At 71.7% G+C, this 17,184-nt stretch carries 16 protein-coding genes and 2 pseudogenes; 14 read left to right on the top strand and 4 right to left on the bottom strand.

Going from position 1 to position 17,184, the window contains the following annotated elements; genetic code table 11:
- The 3 genes and pseudogenes from ACK4HH_RS02345 to ACK4HH_RS02335 form a co-directional block, all read right to left on the bottom strand.
- A pseudogene (locus ACK4HH_RS02345) lies at nt 1-507 on the bottom strand (hypothetical protein); the annotation flags it as partial.
- A 36-nt stretch (nt 508-543) separates the two neighbouring features.
- Nucleotides 544-861 (bottom strand): SDR family oxidoreductase, encoded by a 318-nt coding sequence (locus tag ACK4HH_RS02340; RefSeq protein WP_409647975.1) that lies wholly within the window; start codon nt 859-861, stop codon nt 544-546.
- Between the two features lie 358 nt (nt 862-1,219).
- A pseudogene (locus tag ACK4HH_RS02335) lies at nt 1,220-1,861 on the bottom strand (trimeric intracellular cation channel family protein); the annotation flags it as partial.
- 135 nt (nt 1,862-1,996) lie between these two features.
- On the opposite strand from ACK4HH_RS02335, the gene ACK4HH_RS02330 reads away from it, so the two are divergent.
- The 11 genes from ACK4HH_RS02330 to ACK4HH_RS02280 all read left to right on the top strand — a co-directional run bounded on the left by ACK4HH_RS02330 (nt 1,997) and on the right by ACK4HH_RS02280 (nt 13,018).
- Nucleotides 1,997-2,719: an NUDIX hydrolase gene (locus ACK4HH_RS02330; protein WP_409647973.1), complete on the top strand. Its 723-nt coding sequence runs from the start codon at nt 1,997-1,999 to the stop codon at nt 2,717-2,719.
- Nucleotides 2,716-4,002, top strand: a complete 1,287-nt coding sequence (nadA, locus tag ACK4HH_RS02325; protein ID WP_409647971.1) for a quinolinate synthase NadA — start codon at nt 2,716-2,718, stop codon at nt 4,000-4,002. The genes ACK4HH_RS02330 and nadA overlap by 4 nt, the downstream gene beginning before the upstream one ends.
- A gap of 3 nt (nt 4,003-4,005) precedes the next feature.
- Nucleotides 4,006-5,652, top strand: a complete 1,647-nt coding sequence (gene nadB, locus ACK4HH_RS02320; protein WP_409647969.1) for an L-aspartate oxidase — start codon at nt 4,006-4,008, stop codon at nt 5,650-5,652.
- Nucleotides 5,649-6,551, top strand: a complete 903-nt coding sequence (gene nadC, locus ACK4HH_RS02315) for a carboxylating nicotinate-nucleotide diphosphorylase (protein WP_409647967.1) — start codon at nt 5,649-5,651, stop codon at nt 6,549-6,551. The genes nadB and nadC overlap by 4 nt, the downstream gene beginning before the upstream one ends.
- 9 nt (nt 6,552-6,560) lie before the next feature.
- Nucleotides 6,561-7,715, top strand: coding sequence for a cysteine desulfurase family protein (locus ACK4HH_RS02310; RefSeq protein WP_409647965.1), 1,155 nt, complete (start codon nt 6,561-6,563; stop codon nt 7,713-7,715).
- A gap of 117 nt (nt 7,716-7,832) precedes the next feature.
- Nucleotides 7,833-8,654 (top strand): DNA repair protein RecO, encoded by an 822-nt coding sequence (recO, locus tag ACK4HH_RS02305; RefSeq protein ID WP_409647963.1) that lies wholly within the window; start codon nt 7,833-7,835, stop codon nt 8,652-8,654.
- Nucleotides 8,651-9,445, top strand: coding sequence for an isoprenyl transferase (locus tag ACK4HH_RS02300; RefSeq protein WP_409647961.1), 795 nt, complete (start codon nt 8,651-8,653; stop codon nt 9,443-9,445). Before recO ends, ACK4HH_RS02300 begins: the two co-directional genes overlap by 4 nt.
- Before the next feature lie 98 nt (nt 9,446-9,543).
- A complete protein-coding gene (locus tag ACK4HH_RS02295) occupies nt 9,544-10,929 on the top strand; it encodes a glycine--tRNA ligase (RefSeq protein ID WP_409647959.1) in 1,386 nt (461 codons plus the stop codon).
- Nucleotides 10,930-11,203: 274 nt separating this feature from the next.
- Entirely contained in the window at nt 11,204-12,220 is a 1,017-nt protein-coding gene (locus ACK4HH_RS02290; protein WP_409647957.1) for a hypothetical protein, read from the top strand.
- Between the two features lie 7 nt (nt 12,221-12,227).
- On the top strand, nt 12,228-12,893 hold the full coding sequence (locus ACK4HH_RS02285) for a DsbA family protein (RefSeq protein ID WP_409647955.1): 666 nt from the start codon (nt 12,228-12,230) through the stop codon (nt 12,891-12,893).
- 2 nt (nt 12,894-12,895) lie between these two features.
- Complete coding sequence (locus ACK4HH_RS02280; protein WP_409647953.1) at nt 12,896-13,018, top strand: hypothetical protein; 123 nt, start codon at nt 12,896-12,898, stop codon at nt 13,016-13,018.
- A 116-nt stretch (nt 13,019-13,134) separates the two neighbouring features.
- Here ACK4HH_RS02280 and ACK4HH_RS02275 read toward each other — a convergent pair whose 3' ends face one another.
- Nucleotides 13,135-13,617, bottom strand: a complete 483-nt coding sequence (locus ACK4HH_RS02275) for an aminoacyl-tRNA deacylase (RefSeq protein ID WP_409647951.1) — start codon at nt 13,615-13,617, stop codon at nt 13,135-13,137.
- 31 nt (nt 13,618-13,648) lie between these two features.
- Here ACK4HH_RS02275 and ACK4HH_RS02270 point away from each other — a divergent pair, with 31 nt between their 5' ends.
- The 3 genes from ACK4HH_RS02270 to ACK4HH_RS02260 are packed head-to-tail and all read left to right on the top strand — an operon-like array spanning nt 13,649 to nt 17,175.
- Nucleotides 13,649-14,695: a Gfo/Idh/MocA family oxidoreductase gene (locus ACK4HH_RS02270; protein ID WP_409647949.1), complete on the top strand. Its 1,047-nt coding sequence runs from the start codon at nt 13,649-13,651 to the stop codon at nt 14,693-14,695.
- A gap of 57 nt (nt 14,696-14,752) precedes the next feature.
- On the top strand, nt 14,753-15,919 hold the full coding sequence (gene dusB, locus ACK4HH_RS02265; protein ID WP_409647947.1) for a tRNA dihydrouridine synthase DusB: 1,167 nt from the start codon (nt 14,753-14,755) through the stop codon (nt 15,917-15,919).
- A gap of 2 nt (nt 15,920-15,921) precedes the next feature.
- Nucleotides 15,922-17,175: a deoxyguanosinetriphosphate triphosphohydrolase gene (locus ACK4HH_RS02260; RefSeq protein ID WP_409647945.1), complete on the top strand. Its 1,254-nt coding sequence runs from the start codon at nt 15,922-15,924 to the stop codon at nt 17,173-17,175.
- Nucleotides 17,176-17,184 lie beyond the last annotated feature (9 nt).

Raw genomic sequence — 17,184 nt, 5'->3', positions numbered from 1 at the left:
CTTGGCCGCATCGAGCAGCGGACGCAGTTCCTTGGGGTCGAGCCCGTCGAGCACCTGCCCGCTGAAATTGACGCCCGCGATAGCTTCATCCGCAGGCGCCGCCGCCCCGCCGGTGCCGCCGCCGCCCAAGGCCAGTGCCTTCTTGGCTTCGGCCAGCTCCTTTTCGAGCCGCTTGCGCTCGTCCATTAGCGCAGCGAGCCGCGCGGGCACTTCCTCCGGCGTTGCGCGGATCACGCTGGCCGCCGTCTTCAAGGCTTCCTCGCGCGCGACGAGCCACTGGCGCGCGAGCTCGGCCATCGGCAGCACCTCGGGCCCGCCGAGGTCGTCGACCCGCCCGTTCGCGGGCTCCGCGCCGACGAGCGACGCGAGCCGCACCGCGACGGCGCGCGTGTCGATCGGCTGAAACGGCACGTCGACAGTGATCACCTTCGGCAGCCGCCGCTGCGCGCGGAAGGCTCCGGCGACGAAGTCGTGGAACTGCGTCGCGCGCAGGATCGTGAACGGCACGCCCGACCCGCCGACGAGCTCTTCGCACGTGAGCTTCTAGCGGTAGTAGCCGAGCGGCACGGCGTCGACGCCGACGATCGACAGGTACACGATGTGCCGCGCACCGGCGGAACGGGCAGCATGCAGGAGGTTCTGCGTCGCGCGAGCATCCGACCGCCGGTTCGTCGCGAGGTGCAGCACGGTCTCGACGCCCGCGAGCGCTGCGGGCAGCCCGGCGCCCGAATGCAGGTCGGCGACGACGTGCCCGGGCCCGGGGCGACGGCTCAGGATGCGCGGCTCGTGCCCGCCCGCGCGCAGCGCCTCGACGGTGGGGCGGCCCAGGGTTCCGGTGCCGCCCGTGATGAGAAGAGTCACGCCCGTATCCTGCCGCAGTCGTTGGGCTGCCCGCACCCCGCCGAGCAGCATCTCCACAATTCAGGAAGAACGTCGTGACGGGATACCTGCCGAGGCGCGCGTCGGCGTGTCGCGGCCGGCTCGTCCCGCGCGCTCCTGAATTGTGGAGACCCGGCCGGGCCGGGCGGCTTGGCTACCCGCGCCGCTGGCTCGCGCCGGGGATGGGGGAGCGGCGGCGCGCGCGCGGCTCCGAGCCGACCACCGGGATCGACGAGGTCGTCGGGTGCAGGTGGATCACCCCGGTCGCCGTCGTGACCGTGCGCCCGCGGTCGGCCGCGGCATCGTCGTCGCGCCGCCCGCGCTTGGGCAGGGCGGGCAGCTTGGGCAGGCGCGTGATCGCGCGCTGCTCGGGCAGGCTCCAGCCGAACAGCACCGAGGCCACGCGCACGCCGAACGTGATGGCCACGCCGATCGCACCCGCGACGAGCACGTCGACGTCGAGGGCGAGCAGCACAGCGATCGTGCCCGAGCCGGCGGCCGCGGCGACGGCGTAGAGCGACCCGACGTGCATGAGCGCGATCGGCAGGTTCAGCAGCAGGTCGCGCAGGATCGACCCGCCGACCGCGGCGAGCACGCCCACGAACACGGCGGCGACCTCGGGCAGGCCGAGCGCGAGCGCCTTGGTCGTGCCGATCGCGCCGAAGAGGCCGATGGTGAGGGCATCCAGCACCGTGATGAAGCGGTTGAGGCGCGAGAAGACGCGCTCGAGCAGCATGCCGAGCAGGGCGGCCGCGGTGGCGACGACGACGTACCAGTTCGACTGCAGGGGCGCGAGCGGCACGTCGAGCAGCAGGTCGCGCAGCAGACCGCCGCCGAACCCGACGACGATGCCGATGATCGCCACGCCGAGCCAGTCGAGCCGCCGGTCGCGGAACTGCGCCGCGAACAGCGCGCCCTGCAGCGCGCCGATTCCGACCGCGAGCAGGTCGACCCAGAGGGGGATCACGAAGAGGTCGTCCACAGCCCCATTCTGGTGGGTGGATGCTCTGCGCCCGTGACGCGGGGCCTCCGTGTTCGTGTCACCCGCACCCGAAGTGCTAGACTCGGTTCAGGTCAGCATGACTGTTACACGGGGTTGCGAGCGGAAGGAGCATCCATGACCACGACGATCGGCCTGGGGCTCGCCGTCTCGACCGTCATCTTTGCGCTGCGGGCCGACGCGACCGGCGCACCGAGCGTCTGGCTGCCGCTCGTGCGGCGCACGCGCGACCCCTACCTCGACAGCTGGGCGCTGCCCGGCGGCATGGTGCGCGTCGACGAGAGCCTCGAGGGCGCGGCGCGCCGCAACCTCGGCGAGACGACGCGCCTCGAGCCCACCTACCTCGAGCAGCTCTATGCCTTCGGCGACGTCGACCGCTCGCCCGACCAGCGCTTGGTCTCGATCGTCTACTGGGCGCTCGTGCGTCCCGACGAGGCCGAGCGGGTGACCCTCGGCGAGAACGTGCGGTGGTTCGCCGCCGATGAGCTGCCCGACCTCGCCTTCGACCACAACCTCATCGTCGACTACGCCCTCTGGCGGCTACGCACCAAGATGGAGTACTCGCGCATCGCGCACGCCTTCCTCGGCCCGCGGTTCACGCTCGCCGAGCTGCGCGAGGTGTACGAGGCCGTGCTGCGCAAGCCGCTCGACCCCGCGAACTTCCGCCGTCAGATGGAGACGAGCGGCGTCATCGAGCCCACGGGCGAGGTCGTCACGGGCGGCCGCCACCGCCCGCCGCGCCTCTACCGCTACACCGGCGCCGTCGACCTCGTCGACGCCGGCCCCCTGAGCCGTCGCGCCGCCGCCGCGGCCCGGCCCGACACGAGGATCCCCGCATGACCACGATCGACGCCAGCGTCGCCACGACCATCCGCCTGATCACGAACGGCCAGGCTCCGGGCGAGACCTGCACGCCCGAGCTCGACGAGGGCCCGTGGCAGTTCGACCCGATCCCCGGGTACGGCCCCGGCTCGTCCATGCACGACGTCATCCCCACCGGCTCGCCGCGCCAGGCCGCCCTGCCCGAGCAGTACCAGGTGGCCTCGAACGACGAGCTGCACGCCCGCATCCGCGCCGCGAAAGAGGCCCTCGGCGACCGCCTCGTCATTCTCGGCCACTTCTACCAGCGCGACGAGGTCGTGCAGCACGCCGACTTCCTCGGCGACTCGTTCCAGCTCGCCAACGCCGCACTGACCAAGCCCGACGCCGAGTACATCGTCTTCTGCGGCGTGCACTTCATGGCCGAGACGGCTGACATTCTGGCCCGCGATTCGCAGACGGTGATCCTGCCGAATCTGGCCGCGGGATGCTCGATGGCCGATATGGCCGACATCGACTCGGTGCAAGCGGCGTGGGACGAGCTGCTCTCCGTCTACGGGGCCGAGCCCGACGCCGAGGGGCGCGCGCCGATCATCCCCGTCACCTACATGAACTCCTCCGCCGCGCTCAAGGCGTTCTGCGGAGCCAACGGCGGCATCGTGTGCACCTCCTCGAACGCCAAGACGGTGCTCGAGTGGGCCTTCGAGCGGGGGCAGCGCGTGCTGTTCTTCCCCGACCAGCACCTCGGCCGCAATACCGCCAAGGCGATGGGCGTGCCGCTCGAGCAGATGCCGATGTGGAACCCGCGCAAGCCGCTCGGCGGCTCGACGGCTCAGCAGTTGCTCGATGCTCGCGTCGTGCTCTGGCACGGCTTCTGCAGCGTGCACAAGCGCTTCACGGTCGCGCAGATCGAGTCCGCGCGCTCGCAGTACCCGGATGTGCGGGTCGTCGTGCACCCGGAGTGCCCCATGGAGGTCGTGGACGCGGCCGACGAGGCGGGCTCGACCGACTACATCCGGCGCGCCGTCGCGGGGGCGACGGAGCCGACGACGTTCGCCATCGGCACCGAGGTCAACATGGTGAACCGGCTCGCGGCCGAGTACCCGCAGCACACGATCTTCTGCCTCGACCCCGTCATCTGCCCGTGCTCGACGATGTACCGCATCCACCCCGGCTACCTCGCCTGGGTGCTCGAAGAGCTCGTCGCGGGCCGCGTCGTCAACGAGATCGTCGTCGACGCGGGTGTGCAGGCCGACGCCAAGCTCGCGCTCGAGCGCATGCTCGCGGCCAAGCCGCGGGACTGACCCGTGGCCCACATCCTCGTCATCGGCAGCGGCATGGCCGGCCTCGTCGCCGCTCTGCGGGCCGCCCGCCGGCACGACGTCACGATCGTCACGAAAGACGTGCTCACGGCCGGCTCGACCGCCTGGGCGCAGGGCGGCATCGCGGCCGCCGTCTTCCCCGACGACTCGGCGGCGCTTCACGCGCGCGACACGCTCATCGCCGGGGCCGGGCTGAGCGATCCTGCCGCCGTCGACGTGCTCTGCACCGAGGGGCCCGCCCGGGTGCACGACCTCGTCGCCCTCGGGGTGGCCTTCGACCCGGCCGAGGGCGCCGTCGCACCCTTCGACGAGGTGAGCGACTGGGCTCGCGGGCTCGAGGCCGCCCACTCGGTCGCCCGCGTGCTGCACGCGGGCGGGGATGCGACGGGGCGCGTGATCGAGACGGCCCTGGCCGCCGCCGTGCGCGAGGGGCGCATCCGGGCCCGAGAATTCGCGCGCGCGACCTCGCTCATCATGCGCGACGGCGCGATCGCGGGTGCGGTCGTCGAGGGGCCGGAGGGTGTCGCCGAGGTCGCGGCCGACGCCGTGATCCTCGCGACGGGCGGTAACGGGCGGCTCTACCGCCACACGACCAATCCGCCGGTGTCGACGGGCGACGGCGTGATCCTCGCCTATGCGGCCGGGGCGGCGATCGCCGACCTCGAGTTCGTGCAGTTCCACCCGACCGTGCTCGCCGGGGGCGGGCTCGTCTCCGAGGCCGTGCGCGGCGAGGGGGCGACGCTGCTCGACGCCGAAGGCCGCCGCTTCATGCTCGACGTCGACCCGCGTGCCGAGCTCGCGCCGCGCGACATCGTGGCGCGCGCGATCGCCCGCCAGATGCGGGCGCAGGATGGCCGGCCGGTGCTGCTCGACGCGACGATGCTCGGCGCCGCCGTGCTCGCCGAGCGCTTCCCGACGATCGACGCACTCGTGCGCGCGACCGGCGTCGACTGGGCGCGTGAACCGGTGCCTGTGACGCCCGCGGCGCACTACGCGATGGGCGGCGCCCTCACCGACATGGATGGCCGCACGACGGTGCCGGGCCTGTTCGCTGTGGGCGAAACCGGGTCGACGGGCGTGCACGGGGCCAACCGCCTCGCGTCCAACTCGCTGCTCGAGGCCCTCGTCGTGGGCTGGCGCGCGGGCGACGCCGTCGGGGCCGCGGGCTCGGTGCCGGCGCTGCCCCTGCCCGCCCTAAGCGACACGGGCTCCACGTCGACCTCCACAATTCAGGAGTCGCCGTATGGCGGCGAGCTCGACACCCCCGTGTCGCTCGTGCGCGAGATCGCGGCCGACGCCCTCGCAGACGGAACAGTCGCGTGGAGTGCTGACCGCATCCGTGATCGCGCCTGGGAGGCGCTCGGGCTTGAACGGAACGGCGACGAGATGGCCGATTTCGCCCGAGAACTCGAGGATGCTCGCCCCGCCGACGACGAAGCCCGCTCGCTGCTGCCGCTCGCGCGATTGACCGCCGCCGCTGCGCTCACCCGCACCGAGTCGCGTGGCGCACACTGGCGCGACGACTTTCCTGACACCGACCCCGCGCAGCGCGTGCGGCGTGTCGTCGTGCGCCCCGCATCCGATTCTCCTGAATTGTGGAGATCGGATGCCCGCGCGGAGGTGTCGGCATGAGCGACGAGGTGCACGGCGCTACGCTCGCGGCCATCACGGCCATCGTCGACCGCGCGCTCGACGAAGACGCGCCCTGGGGTGACGCCACGAGCGAGGCGGCGATCCCTTCGACGGCAACCGCCGCGGCTCGAGTGGTCAGCCGCGTCGACGGCGTGTTCGCCGGCGGCTTGCCCCTTGAGCTCGCGTTCACGCGCGTCGACCCGACCCTCGTCGTCGAGCGCCACACCGTCGACGGCGACCCGCTCGCACCAGGCACGGCCATCGCGACGATCACGGGCTCGGCGCGCAGCATCTTGCGGGGCGAGCGGGTAGCGCTCAACCTCTCCCAACGGTTGAGCGGCATCGCGACGCTGACCCGCAGCTACGTCAAGGCGGTCGCGCACACGAACGCGCGCATTGTCGACACCCGCAAGACCACGCCGGGGCTTCGCGTGCTCGAGAAGTCTGCCGTGCGCGCGGGCGGTGGGCACAATCACCGACACTCGCTCAGCGACGCGGTGATGCTGAAAGACAACCATCTTGCCGTGCTCGGGGCGCACGGCTTTGGCCTCACCGAGGCGATTCGCATCGTGCGTGCGCGCATCCCGCACACGATGCACCTCGAAGTCGAGGTCGATCATCTCGCCCAGCTCGAAGCGGTGCTCGCCGCAGAGCCCGACACGATCATGCTCGACAACTTCAGCCTCGGCGACCTGCGGGCGGGGGTGGCGATTATCGCCGGCCGTGCCACGGTCGAAGCGAGCGGCGGCGTGACGCTCGACACCGTGCGCGCGATCGCCGAGACCGGCGTCGATGTCATTTCGGTGGGGGCGCTTACCCACAGCGCGCCTGCTCTCGACCTCGGGCTCGACATCGTGATCACGGCCGAGCCGGGCGGCGCTGCCGGCGGCGAGCGCTAGAGAGCATCCGTGACTCTGATCGATCTCGACCAGGCGGCGACCACGTCGGTGCGCCGCGAGGTGCTCGAGGCGATGTGGCCGTGGCTCACGGGAGAACACGGCAACCCCTCGTCGACGCACTCACTCGGCAAGCGCGCCGCCGGTGCGCTCGCGGACGCCCGCGCGCGCATCGCCCGCATCGCCGGCGTGCGCCCGGCGCAGGTCGTGCTCACGAGCGGCGGCACCGAGAGCGACAACCTCGCCGTCATCGGCCTCACCCTGGCGGCGATCGCGCGAGGCCGCGACCGGCACGTGCTCGTCAGCGCCATCGAGCACGAGGCCGTGCTCGAGTCGGCCGCGTACCTCGAGCGCTGGCACGGCGTCGAGGTGACGCGCATCCCGGTCGACACCGACGGCGTGGTGGATGCTCACGCAGCGCTCGCCGCCCTCCGACCCGGTACGGCGCTCGTGAGCGTGCAGGCCGCCAACAACGAAGTCGGAACCCTCCAGCCGCTCGACGCCGTGCTCTCGGCCGCGCGCACCGTGGGTGCCCTCGTGCACACCGACGCCGTGCAGTACGCCGGCTGGTACCCCCTCGCGGGGCTCGCCGCGCTCGACGCCGTGACGATCTCGGGCCACAAGCTCGGCGCCCCGAAGGGGGTCGGCGCGCTGCTGCTGCCGACGGGCGCGGCGATCGAGCCGCTCATCCACGGCGGAGGGCAGGAGCGCGACCGCCGCTCGGGCACCGAGAACGTGGCGGGGGCCGTGGGGCTCGCCGTCGCCCTCGAGCTCGCGGAGGCCGAGCGCGAGGCGCATCCGCTCGGCGCGCTCGAGGCCCGGCGCGATGCCTTCATCGCCGAGGTGCTCGAGAGCGTGCCGGGCGCGCAGCTGACCGGCCACGCCGCTCGGCGGCTGCCATGCCACGCCTCCTTCGTCGTGCCCGGCATCGGCGGCGAACCGTTGCTCATCGCGCTCGACGACCGCGGCATCCTCGCCTCGAGCGGCTCGGCGTGCGCGGCCGGCCGCGACGAGCCCTCGCCCGTGCTGCTCGCGATGGGCTACGATCCCGACACCGCACGAACCGCGGTGCGCTTCAGCTGGGGCGTCTCCACAATTCAGGAGTCGCTCGACACCGCAGCGCGTGAGCTCGCGGAATCAGCGGCCTCGCTGCGCGGGTTGGGCTGAGCATCCGCCGAAACTCCTGAATAGTGGAGACGGGCGCCCGGCGAGACGGGCGCCCGAATCGCGGATGCCCGCCGCGCCGCCGGGCCCGTTCGCACCCGCGCGCGCGATACTGGAGCAGTGCCGACCTACCGTGACGAGATCGTCGTGCTGCGCACCCACAAGCTGGGCGAAGCCGACCGCATCGTCACGATGCTCAGCCGCAATCACGGCAAGATCCGCGCCGTGGCCAAGGGCGTGCGGCGCACGGCGAGCAAGTTCGGCGCTCGGCTCGAGCCCTTCATGGTCGCCGATGTGCAGCTCTACGCGGGCCGCAGCCTCGACATCGTGCAGCAGGCCGAGAGCCTCGGCTCGTACGGCGCCGAGATCTCGGCCGATTACGGCAGTTACACGGCGGCCAACGTCATGGTCGAGACGGCCGACCGCGTCACGGGCGACGACGGCGGGGGAGTGCAGCAGTACCTGCTGCTGGTCGGCGCGCTGCGCTCGCTGGCCCGCGGCGAGCATCCACCCGGTCTGACGCTCGACAGCTACCTGCTGCGGTCGCTGTCGATCGCGGGATGGGCGCCGACCTTCGGCGACTGCGCCGTGACCGGCGCGCCCGGCCCCCACAGCGCGTTCGTGGTGCAGCTGGGAGGCATGGTGGCCGACGAGGTCGCCCCGCCCGGCGCCCCGCGCGTGAGCACCGAGACCCGCGAGCTGCTGGCCGCCCTGCTCACGGGCGACTGGCAGACGGCCGAGGCGGCCAGCGAGCGCGCGCGGGCGCAGGCGAACGGCATCGTCGCGGCCTACGCGCAGTTCCACCTCGAGCGCGGGCTGCGCTCGCTGCCCCACGTCGATCGCCACGACGCGCGGTACGACGAGCGCGAAGCGGAGCGCGAGGCCGACCGCGACCTCGCCCACGCCGCCGCGGCGGCCTCCACAATTCAGGAGTCGGCGTGAGCAAGCAGCCGCGACACGCCGAGCCGCTGCGTCCGATCGACTGGACGGGTGAGCATCCTCCTGAATTGCGGAGAGAACTCGTGCCGCAGCACGTCGCCATCGTCATGGACGGCAACGGTCGCTGGGCCAACCGCCAGGGCCTCACGCGCGTCGAGGGCCACCGCGCGGGCGAGGCGAGCCTGCTCGACGTCGTCGCCGGCGCCGTGCAGATCGGCGTGCAGCACCTCAGCGTCTACGCCTTCAGCACCGAGAACTGGAGCCGCAGCCCCGACGAGGTGCGCTTTCTCATGGGCTTCAACCGCGAGGTGCTGCGCCGCCGCCGCGACCAGCTCGACGCCTGGAACGTGCGCATCCGCTGGGCGGGTCGCCGCCCGCGGCTGTGGCGCAGCGTCATCAGCGAGCTCGAAGAGGCGCAGGCCCGCACGGCCGGCAACACCGGGCTCACGCTGACGATGTGCGTCAACTACGGCGGCCGCGTCGAACTGGTGGATGCCGTGCGCGCCCTCGCCGCCGACGTCAAGGCCGGTCGTGTCGACCCCGCGCGCATCACCGAGCGCTCGATCGCGAAGCACCTCTACGAGCCCGACCAGCCCGACGTCGATCTCTTCGTGCGGTCGAGCGGCGAGCAGCGCACGAGCAACTTTCTGCTCTGGCAGAGCGCCTACGCCGAGATGGTGTTCCTCAACACGCTCTGGCCCGACTTCCGGCGCCGACACCTGTGGGACGCCATCGAAGACTTCGCGCGCCGCGACCGCCGCTTCGGCGGGGCGGTGGATGCTCCCTCCGCGTAGCCCTCGCGTCGAGCCGCACCACCCGCGGTTACTAGACTTCTCGGCATTGCGTTACTCGGCGCCGGGCATCCAGCTCGGCCAGAATTGGAGACCTCCCCGTGGCTGCCCCCTCTCGGCTCGACAACGTCATCGCGCTCGCCAAGCGGCGCGGCTTCGTCTTTCAGGCCGGTGAGATCTACGGCGGTTCGCGCTCTGCCTGGGACTACGGACCCCTCGGCGTCGAGCTGAAGGAGAACATCAAGCGCCAGTGGTGGCGCGCGATGGTCACGCGCCGCGACGACGTCGTCGGGCTCGACTCGAGCGTCATCCTGCCCCGCCGCGTGTGGGAGGCCTCCGGCCACGTCGAGGTCTTCAGCGACCCGCTCGTCGAGTGCCTCAGCTGCCACAAGCGCTACCGGGCCGACCACCTGGAAGAGGAGTACGAGGAGAAGAAGGGCCGCGCGCCCGAGAACGGCCTCGCCGACATCGTGTGCGTCAATTGCGGCACGCGCGGGCAGTGGACCGAGCCCAAGGAGTTCTCGGGCCTGCTCAAGACCTACCTCGGCCCGGTCGAAGAAGAATCCGGGATGCACTACCTGCGCCCCGAGACCGCCCAGGGCATCTTCGTCAACTTCGCGAACGTGCTCAACGCCTCGCGCATGAAGCCCCCGTTCGGCATCGGCCAGATCGGCAAGTCGTTCCGCAACGAGATCACGCCGGGCAACTTCATCTTCCGCACGCGCGAGTTCGAGCAGATGGAGATGGAGTTCTTCGTCGAGCCCGGCACCGACGAGGAATGGCACCAGTACTGGATCGACACGCGGCTCGCCTGGTACACCGATCTCGGCATCAACCCTGAGAACCTGCGGCTGTACGAGCACGCGCAGGAGAAGCTCTCGCACTACTCCAAGCGCACCGTCGACATCGAGTACCGCTTCGGCTTCACGGGCTCGGAGTTCGGCGAGCTCGAGGGCATCGCCAACCGAACCGACTTCGACCTCAAGACCCACAGCGAGCACTCGGGCGTCGACCTCTCGTACTTCGACCAGAGCAAAGAGGAACGCTGGGTGCCATACGTCATCGAGCCCGCCGCCGGCCTCACGCGCTCGCTCATGGCCTTCCTCGTCGACGCGTACTTCGAAGACGAGGCTCCCAACACGAAGGGCGGCGTCGACAAGCGCACCGTGTTGCGCCTCGACCGGCGCCTCGCTCCCATCAAGGCCGCGGTGCTGCCGCTCTCGCGCAACGAGCAGCTCTCGCCCGTGGCGCGCGAGCTCGCCGACCGCCTGCGCCAGCACTGGAACGTCGACTTCGACGACGCGGGCGCGATCGGCCGCCGCTACCGCCGTCAAGACGAGATCGGCACGCCCTTCTGCGTCACGGTCGACTTCGACACCCTCGACGACCAGGCCGTCACGGTGCGCGAGCGCGACACCATGGCGCAAGAGCGCATCCCGCTCGACAAGCTCGAGGCGTACCTCGCCGGCGAGCTGCTCGGCTCCTAGCCACGCGGCCTAGTCCGCTCGCCCCAGGCCGCGCACGCCTCGAGGCCGCGTATCCCCGCGACCCGCGCCGGTCTCCACAATTCAGGAGTCGCGGCGCGCGGGAGGGCATCCACGGGGCCCTGTCGGCGTGTCGGCGCCCCTCGTCGTCGCTGACTCCTGAATTGTGGAGGCGCGCCGGGGCCGGGGGTCCCTCACACGGGGCGAGCGCGGGGTGTCGGCCTCTGGGCGTCGAGCTCACCGGGCGGGTCGCGCGCGGCCGGGGCATCCTGCGGCGATGGATGCTGCGCACCTCGTCGCCCGCCACGGCGGCGCTCTCGACCGACGCCGGCTGCACGAGCTCGGCGCTACCGACCACGATCTGCGCCGAGCGCTGAGGGCCGGATCGCTCAACCGCCCCCGTCGGGGCTGGTACTCCAGCTGGGGTGAGCGCGATCCGCGTTTCCGGGCCATGCGTGTCGGCGGGCGTCTCACGGGAATCAGCGCCATCGCCGCGCTCGGCTGCTGGGTGCTCGGCCGCCGCCCGCTGCACGTCGCCGTGCCCGTCAACGCCGCACGGCTGCGCAGCCAGTGGCGCCGCGACATCCGGCGGGCGGATACTCACGACGACGGTGCCGTCGTGCACTGGGTGGCGCTGGCGCACGATCGGGGTTCCACGACCGGCATCGTCGACCTCCCCGAGGCGGTCGAGCTCGTCTGCCGCACCGAGACCGCCGAGCAAGCGATCGCCGTGCTCGACTGGGTGCGCCGCACGGGCCAGCTCGATCGCATCGAGCTCGCCGCGCTGCGCGAACGGCTGGGGCCGCTGCGCTGGCTCGTCGATGCGAGCGTCGACAACTGCGACTCGCTGCCCGAGAGCTTCGCGCGTACGCGACTGCGCGCCGCGGGGGTGCAGGTCAGCACGCAGGTCGGGTTCACTGACGGGCTCGAGCACATCGACCTCGTGCTCGAGGGCGCCGTGGCCGTCGAGGTCGACGGCGATGAGCATCACCGCGAGCGGTTCGAGGTCGACCGTGCGCGCGACCTGGCGATCACGCGGGTCGGGCTGCACGCGGTGCGGCCGAGCGCCCGGCAGGTCTTCACCCGCTGGCCCGCGGTACAGGCGGCTCTCGTGCGCGCGCTGCGCGAGCGCGGCATCCTCGTCGATCTCCACAATTCAGGAGTCGCGCAGGTCGGAAGGCCCGCGACACGCCGTGAGAGCGCGCCCCCGGGCCTGCAACCCGGCACGACTCCTGAATTGTGGAGACGAGCCCGCCGCGGCGCCCCGGGAATACCCCCGGGCGGGCCGTGTTGACCTCAGTGTGAGCAACCCCATCGATGTGCAGATCTGGTCCGACGTGCAGTGCCCCTGGTGCTACATCGGCAAGCGCAAGTTCGAGGCCGCCGTCGCGCAGTTCGACGGCGAGGTGACGGTCACCTACCGCAGCTTCGAGCTCGCGCCCGACACACCGGTCGACTTCGAAGGCACGCCCATCGACTACCTCAGCCAGCGCAAGGGCGTCACGCCCGAGCAGGCGCAGATGATGGTCGACCGCGTGAGCGGCATCGCCGAGTCGGTCGGCCTCGAGTACCACTACGACCGCATCCACCAGACCAACACGGTGCTCGCGCACGAGCTGCTGCACTTCGCGAAGGCGCACGGCAAGCAGGTCGAGCTCAAAGAGCGCCTGCTGCGCGCCTACTTCACCGAAGGCCGCCACATCGGCCGTGCCGGTGAGCTCGCCGAACTGGCCGGCGAGATCGGCCTCGACGCGAGCGCCGCGGCCACCGCCCTTGCCGAGCACGCCTACCTGCCGGACGTGAAGGCCGACATGGCGCAAGCGGTCGCGTACGGCATCCAGGGCGTGCCGTTCTTCGTCATCGACGACCGCTACGGCATCTCGGGTGCGCAAGAGACCGCGACATTCGTGGCCGCGCTGCAGCAGGCCGCGGCCGAGCGCGAGTCGACCCCCGTCGAGGCATCATGACGATGGATGCTGCGCCGAAGCCCTTCGCCATGCTCGGCGACCCCGCCGCCGAGGCCTGCGAGGGCGACGCCTGCCTGATCCCCGCGCATCCGACCCCCTCGGGCTTCTCCACAATTCAGGAGTAGCCGCCTCGCCAGCCGCCCGACACGCCGTGCGAGCGCTCCCACGGCGGCATCGACCCGCGTGACTCCTGAATTGTGGAGATGCGCGGGCGGGGCGCGGCGGCTCGGCGAGCCAGGGCTCAGCGGGGCGCGAGGGGCTCGCTGATGTCGGCGACGACGGCGCCGAGGGCGGTGAGCAACTCATCAGCGGAGACGAAGAGCGAGTATCCGTGCTCGCCCGCGCCCATCGAGACGCGCCGCCCGACCATGCCCGCATCGGCATACACGGGCCACGCGGTCGTCGAGCCGAGTGGCGTGATGGTGCCGCGCTCGTAGCCGGTGGCCTGCAACGCGAGCTCGGGCGAGGGTAGCTGCAGCTTGTTGACGCCGACGAGCGCGCGCAGCTTCGGCCACGAGATCTGCCGGTCGCCGGGGATGAGCGCGAAGAGGTAGGTGTCATCGCTGCGCTTCACGACGAGCGATTTCACGATGTCGGCCGGGGTGATGCCGAGAATCTCGGCGGCCTCCTCGAGCGACGAGGCCCGCATCCGCTCGATGAATTCGACCGCCAGTCCGCGGGCCGCGGCGTCCGCCGCCACCCGCTCGCGTCCGCCCTGCGTCATGCCCCTACCCTCCGCGTTCTAGGCTGAGCCCATGAGCAACGGCGCACCCCTGAGAGCGGGCATCATCGGCTTCGGACTCGCGGGTCGAGTCTTCCACGCCCCCTTCCTCGCCACGAATCCGGCGTTCACGATCGCGGCGATCGCGACGAGCGACGAGGCCCGTGCCGCGCAGGCGCGAGCGGCGCATCCGGGCGCCGAGATCCAGACGACGGATGCCCTGCTCGCGCAGGCCGCCGACCTCGACCTCGTCGTGCTCGCGTCGCCGCCGCACGTTCACCGCGAGCAAGCCGTGGCGGCACTCGAGGCCGGAGCCGCCGTCGTCATCGACAAGCCCTTCGTGCCGACCGTCGCAGATGCCGAGGTGATCATCGCCGCCGCCGAGAAGGCCGGTCGCCCGGTCACGGTGTTTCAGAACCGCCGGTGGGACGGCGACTTTCGCACAGTCACGCGCCTCGTGCAGAGTGGCGCGATCGGCACCGTGCACCGTTTCGAGTCGACCTTTGAGCGCTTCGGTGCCCCCAAGCGCGATCAGTGGCAAGGCCAGATCAGCGCAGCGCAGGGCGGCGGCATTCTCTTCGATCTCGGCAGCCACCTCATCGACCAGGCGCTCACCCTGTTCGGCCCCGCGACGCTCGAGGTCGCTGAGCTTCGGGCTGTGCGCGAAGGGCTCGGCAGCGAAGACGATGCGTTCGTCTCGCTGCGGCACGAGATCGGGGTGCGCAGCCACCTCACGATGAGCCGGGTCGCGGCGCAGAGCGGGCCGCGGTTCCGTGTGCTCGGCGATGTGAGCGGCTACAGCGTCTACGGCCTCGACGGGCAGGAGCCCGACCTCAAGGTGGGCCGCTGGCCGGGTGCCGAGGGCTACGGTGAGACCCCGAAGGCGCAGTGGGGCGTGCTCGGCGTCGACAACGGCGAACAACCGCTCGTGCCCGTGCCCACCGAGGCGGGCGGCTACCCCGACTTCTACGCGCTGGTCGCGGCGAGCATCCGCGACGGTGCCCCGGTTCCGGTCGATGCCCGCCACGCCCTCGAGACCGTGCGCATCATCGAGCAGGCGCACGCGCTCGCAGCCCGCTGAGCCCGGGTGTCGGCGCTGACAGCGCATCACGGCGCGACCTGGGACACTAGAGCCACCATGTCGACCGCCACGCTGCCCTCACTGCCTCAGGCCGCGCCGCTCAGCATCGGCCCGATCCCGCTGAGCGTGCCCGTCGTGCTCGCGCCCATGGCGGGCATCACGAACACGGCGTTCCGGCGGCTGTGCCGCGAATACGGCGCGGGGCTCTACGTGAGCGAGATGATCACGAGCCGCGCGCTGGTCGAGCGCACCCCCGAGAGTCTGCGCCTCATCAGGCACCACGAGAGCGAGACGGTGCGCAGCATCCAGCTCTACAGCGTCGACCCCACCACGGCGGGCGAGGCGGCGGCTTTTCTCGCGGGTGAGGGTCTCGCCGACCACATCGACATGAACTTCGGATGCCCCGTTCCCAAGGTCACGAAGAAGGGCGGGGGAGCCGCCCTGCCCTGGAAGCTGAACCACTTCAGGAACGTCGTCGAGGCGACCGTGAAGGCTGCCGGCGACATTCCCGTGACGGTCAAGATGCGTAAGGGCATCGACGCCGACCACTTGACCTACCTCGAGGCCGGCAAGGCCGCTGAGGGCGCGGGGGTCGCGGCTGTCGCCCTGCACGCGCGCACGGCCGCCGACTTCTACTCGGGCAACGCCGACTGGGACGCGATCGGAACGCTCAAGGAGACGATCTCGAGCATCCCCGTGCTCGGCAACGGCGACATCTGGTCGGCGCAGGATGCTCTGCGCATGGTCGAGCAGTCGGGCTGCGACGGCATCGTGGTTGGGCGCGGCTGCCTGGGGCGTCCGTGGCTCTTCGGCGACCTCTCGGCCGCGTTCAGGGGTGAAGAGCACAAGGCCATGCCGGGTCTCGGTGAGGTCGCCGACGCCTTCCGCCGGCACGCCGAGCTGCTCGTCGAGTTCTTCGACGACGAGGCGAAGGCCTGCCGCGACATCCGCAAGCACGTGGCCTGGTACTTCAAGGGCTACGCGGTCGGCGGCGAGCTGCGCGCGCGCCTCGCCGCGGTCGAGAGCCTGCAGCACATGGACGACCTGCTCGGCGAGCTCGACCGCGACGCCCCCTACCCGGGCGAAGCGGCCGAGGGCCAACGCGGCCGTGCCGGCACCCCGAAGAAGCCCGCCCTGCCCGACCGCTGGCTCGAGAGCCGCGAGCTGACCGGTGCGAGCCGCGCCGAAGTGACCGCTGCCGAGCTGCACCACTCGGGCGGCTGAGCGTGCACGACGACCTCACGCCGGGCTACGGCCCGGCCGATGCCGATCGCTGGCTGCCCGAGCAGCACAGCAGTCGCCGCAGCGACTTCGCGCGCGACCGCGGCCGCCTGCTGCACTCGAGCGCCCTGCGCCGTCTCGCCGCCAAGACCCAGGTGCTGAGTCCCACGGCCGGCCTCGATTTCGCCCGCAACCGCCTGACCCACTCGCTCGAGGTCGCGCAGGTGGGACGCGAGCTCGCGACGAGTCTGGGCCTCGACCCCGATGTCGTCGACACGGCGTGCCTCGCCCACGACCTGGGCCACCCGCCCTTCGGGCACAACGGCGAGCGCGCCCTCAACGAGTGGGCCGCGGCCTTCGGCGGCTTCGAGGGCAACGCCCAGACGCTGCGCCTGCTCACGCGCATCGAGCCCAAGGTGCTCGGGCCCGACGGCCGCAGCTATGGCCTCAACCTCACGCGCGCGAGCCTCGACGCCAGCACGAAGTACCCGTGGCCGCAGTCGCAGGGAATCCCCGACCCGAGCGGGCGCAGCAAGTTCGGCTTCTACGACGACGACGCGGCCGCCTTCGAGTGGATGCGCGGCGGCTCACCCGACCGCGTGCGCTGCATCGAGGCGCAAGTCATGGACCTGAGCGACGACATCGCCTACTCGGTGCACGACTTCGAAGACGCCATCGTGAGCGGGTACCTCGACGTGCCCGCGCTGAGCGCCCGGGTCGAGCACGACGCGCTCGTCGACGCGATGTTCGAGTGGATCGGCGGCGAGATCAGCCACGACGAGCTCATCGCGGCCTTCGACCGTCTCGACCACCTCGACGCGTGGATCGAGACGTGGGACGGCTCGCGCCGCGACCTCGCCCGGCTGAAGAACCTCACGAGCCAGCTGATCGGGCGGTTCGCGCACGAGGCCGTGCACGCGACGCGCGAGGCGCATCCCCAGGGCGCGCTCGCCCGATTCGGCGCCGACGTCGTCGTGCCGCGCGAGACGCAGGCCGAGATCGCCGTGCTCAAGGGCATCGTCGCTGCCAACGTCATGTCGACGAACGCCCGGCAGCCGATCTACGCGCGGCAGCGCGCCCTGCTCGTCGAGCTCGCCGACGCCCTCTGGGCGGTGGGGCCGGATGCGCTCGATCGCGCGTTCGCCGACGACTTCCGGGCGGCCGGCGATGACGACGCCCGCCGTCGCGTGATCGTCGACCAGGTCGCCTCGCTCACCGACCAGAGCGCCATGAGCTGGCACGAGCGGCTCGTCCCCTGAGCCTGTCAA

This window comes from Microcella sp. (genome assembly GCF_046296455.1).
Classification (GTDB): domain Bacteria; phylum Actinomycetota; class Actinomycetes; order Actinomycetales; family Microbacteriaceae; genus Microcella.
This window is presented reverse-complemented; position numbering and strand designations above follow the sequence as displayed.

Bases quoted from the DNA above. Each gene is read 5' to 3' on its own strand.
- ACK4HH_RS02270 (WP_409647949.1), top strand. From the start codon at position 13,649: ATGAGCAACGGCGCACCCCTGAGAGCGGGCATCATCGGCTTCGGACTC.
- ACK4HH_RS02330 (WP_409647973.1), top strand. From the start codon at position 1,997: ATGACCACGACGATCGGCCTGGGGCTCGCCGTCTCGACCGTCATCTTT.
- nadA (WP_409647971.1), top strand. From the start codon at position 2,716: ATGACCACGATCGACGCCAGCGTCGCCACGACCATCCGCCTGATCACG.
- ACK4HH_RS02275 (WP_409647951.1), bottom strand. From the start codon at position 13,617: ATGACGCAGGGCGGACGCGAGCGGGTGGCGGCGGACGCCGCGGCCCGC.
- dusB (WP_409647947.1), top strand. From the start codon at position 14,753: ATGTCGACCGCCACGCTGCCCTCACTGCCTCAGGCCGCGCCGCTCAGC.
- ACK4HH_RS02290 (WP_409647957.1), top strand. From the start codon at position 11,204: ATGGATGCTGCGCACCTCGTCGCCCGCCACGGCGGCGCTCTCGACCGA.
- ACK4HH_RS02280 (WP_409647953.1), top strand. From the start codon at position 12,896: ATGGATGCTGCGCCGAAGCCCTTCGCCATGCTCGGCGACCCCGCCGCC.
- nadC (WP_409647967.1), top strand. From the start codon at position 5,649: ATGAGCGACGAGGTGCACGGCGCTACGCTCGCGGCCATCACGGCCATC.